Annotated in this window: 2 protein-coding genes and 1 pseudogene; all 3 read right to left on the minus strand. The window is 57.5% G+C overall.

Annotation, left to right across the window (positions count from 1 at the left end):
• Positions 1-220 precede the first annotated feature (220 nt).
• The 3 genes and pseudogenes from BGN91_RS09045 to BGN91_RS09055 all read right to left on the minus strand — a co-directional run bounded on the left by BGN91_RS09045 (position 221) and on the right by BGN91_RS09055 (position 2,171).
• Complete coding sequence (locus BGN91_RS09045) at positions 221-820, minus strand: hypothetical protein (RefSeq protein WP_292612430.1); 600 nt, start codon at positions 818-820, stop codon at positions 221-223.
• A 236-nt stretch (positions 821-1,056) separates the two neighbouring features.
• Positions 1,057-1,194, minus strand: a pseudogene (locus BGN91_RS09050) (integrase core domain-containing protein); the annotation flags it as partial.
• A 617-nt stretch (positions 1,195-1,811) separates the two neighbouring features.
• Complete coding sequence (locus BGN91_RS09055; RefSeq protein WP_292612432.1) at positions 1,812-2,171, minus strand: PRC-barrel domain-containing protein; 360 nt, start codon at positions 2,169-2,171, stop codon at positions 1,812-1,814.
• Between the last annotated feature and the right edge of the window lie 4 nt (positions 2,172-2,175).

Here is a 2,175-nt window from a genome sequence, read left to right on the forward strand (position 1 = left end):
TTCCGTCTCTGCATGGCAACCTCCGGCCTCATGAAACACCCAATCTCGGTGTCCATCAAACCGGCAGCAGCTCACTCTGCATGGCAACCTCCGGCCTCATGAAACACCCAATCTCGGTGTCCATCAAACCGGCAGCAGCTCAGCATTGCCGGCCTTCGCTTAGAAAAAGGCCCGGCCCGGAAGCTCACTGGAAGCGAGCGATACGCGAATTCGCGATGAATTAACGCATCCGAGCGTGGGCCCGATACGCTCCTCGGACGTGTCCCACACGGGCAAAGCCGGCTCGGTGTGCACCGCCATAGCCCGTGCGCCCATATCCTGCCCGGATGTATCCGGCCCTGTATCCGCGGTAGCCCATCCTGGAGACGCCGTAGCCCCGGTATCCTACACCATAGCCGTAACGCCGGTGGCCCCAATAATAATGCCGCCGATAGCCGCTCCAGTACGGGGCTGCTGCAAAGCCATAGCTGTACGCCGGGGCATAATCGTAGCTGTAGGCTGGCGCATACTCATAATCGCTATAACCGTAGCGGTAATCCGGTGCGTAACCATAGCCGTAGTCATAGACCGGGTCAGGGTAGCCATAGCCGTAATCGTAATAGGGAGAAGCGAGCGCGGCGCCAATAAGAGCACCCGCGGCAAGCCCGATACCGGCACCACCCCAGCCCCAACCGCCGTGGCCCCAGCCCCCATGACCCCAACCACCATGGGCAAAGCCGCCATGGAAGCCGAAGGGACGAGCCTGAGCGGTCGTTGAAAGGCTTGGGCTGACAGCAGCAAGCAGAACGGCCCCCGCCAGCAACACAGTACGTAACTTCATGACACTTCTCCCAATTAGCTACGCGAGAACAATCGGGACGCAATTGGAGCTCAACGCCGATATACCTGCGGTGTTCCGAAAACTTGCGCCGGAATCGCGCAGAACCGCTGAGGGGCTGTGCCTACCGCAAATCAAACCCTGGCATATCGATGGTGCAGTCCGCGCAGAAGCGGACGACAGAGAATGCGTGTGGTCCGCTTTCAGTCTTAATGCATGATGGGCTTTTCGGCCATTGCTTACGCTGCTGGCGGAAGTGATCCGGCTGGCTTTGAAGGCCACGCGATGGCCTCTGGCGCCGGCGGTTTATATCCGAGCGATGAGTGTGGTCGCTGGGTATTGTAGTAGCGCCGCCATGCCTCTATGATGACCTTGGCATAGGGTGACTGGCCTGCCCCTATGAGGTTCGATCAGCATTATCCATGGCTCCCTATGTTGCGCGAGACCGGTGAATCCTTCTCCAAGGATAGATGCGAGCCTCGTTGTAATAATTCAAATACGACAGCAGCGCGTGACGGAGATGCCGCTCGCCGAACACAACAACGTGGTCAAGGCACTCCCGTCGGATCGAACCGATCAGTCGTTCAGCATATCCCGTTCAGCATATCCGTTTTGCCAGGGGGATCTTGGCGACGTCGGTCGATCACGAATGCCCATGGATCGAACTCCTTCGAATAAAGACTTCGCCATAGGCCCCGTCCCAGTCGCGGATCAGATAGCGAGGGGCCGCACGCGTGCGTGATCTGATTTGCGATCCATTCTGCGGTCGGATGCGCGGTCACGCCAAACCATAAAACCTGTCGTCGACCATGCCCCCTGATTAACAAGCCATAGAGCAAGCGAAATGAGATCGTCGGTACGACGAACAAATCCATCACGGCGATCCCCTCGGCATGATTGCGGAGGAACGTCTTCCAGCCCTGGGACGGCGGGCCTCTCCGCCTAGCCATATACTTGGCCACGCTGGTCTGTCCGATTTCGATGCCCCGCCCCGTCAACTCAGACCACGGCTTTGACCCGGCCTATCTACCTCACTCCATCGATTAAACTCGGACGTATTACCGTTGTAGTAGTCGTCCAGCTCTGCTCGTCGGACCGACCAGTCATAGAGATAGCCGCCAAGATCGGAATCGTATCTGAGCACCTTCCAGGACACTGGGTAACGTTCGTTGCCGATTCCAAGAAATTCGCCGAAGCTCAGCACGGCGTAGGCAATTTCCCCGCTGGTCTTGTCAACCATGACACGTTCGATGCAACCTATTTTCTTGTTTTCAGCGCCGTAGACAGCTTTTCCTGATTCTTTATAGCTGGCGATCAGGTGATCCGTAGGAGACGTTTCGGAGTCGTTTCTCATGAAG

Origin of the sequence: Nitrobacter sp. 62-13 (assembly GCF_001896955.1) — a bacterium.
Taxonomy (GTDB): domain Bacteria; phylum Pseudomonadota; class Alphaproteobacteria; order Rhizobiales; family Xanthobacteraceae; genus Nitrobacter.

Excerpts from the sequence above, each read along its gene's own strand:
- BGN91_RS09045 (WP_292612430.1), bottom strand. The coding sequence starts at position 820 with ATGAAGTTACGTACTGTGTTGCTGGCGGGGGCCGTTCTGCTTGCTGCT.
- BGN91_RS09055 (WP_292612432.1), bottom strand. The coding sequence starts at position 2,171 with ATGAGAAACGACTCCGAAACGTCTCCTACGGATCACCTGATCGCCAGC.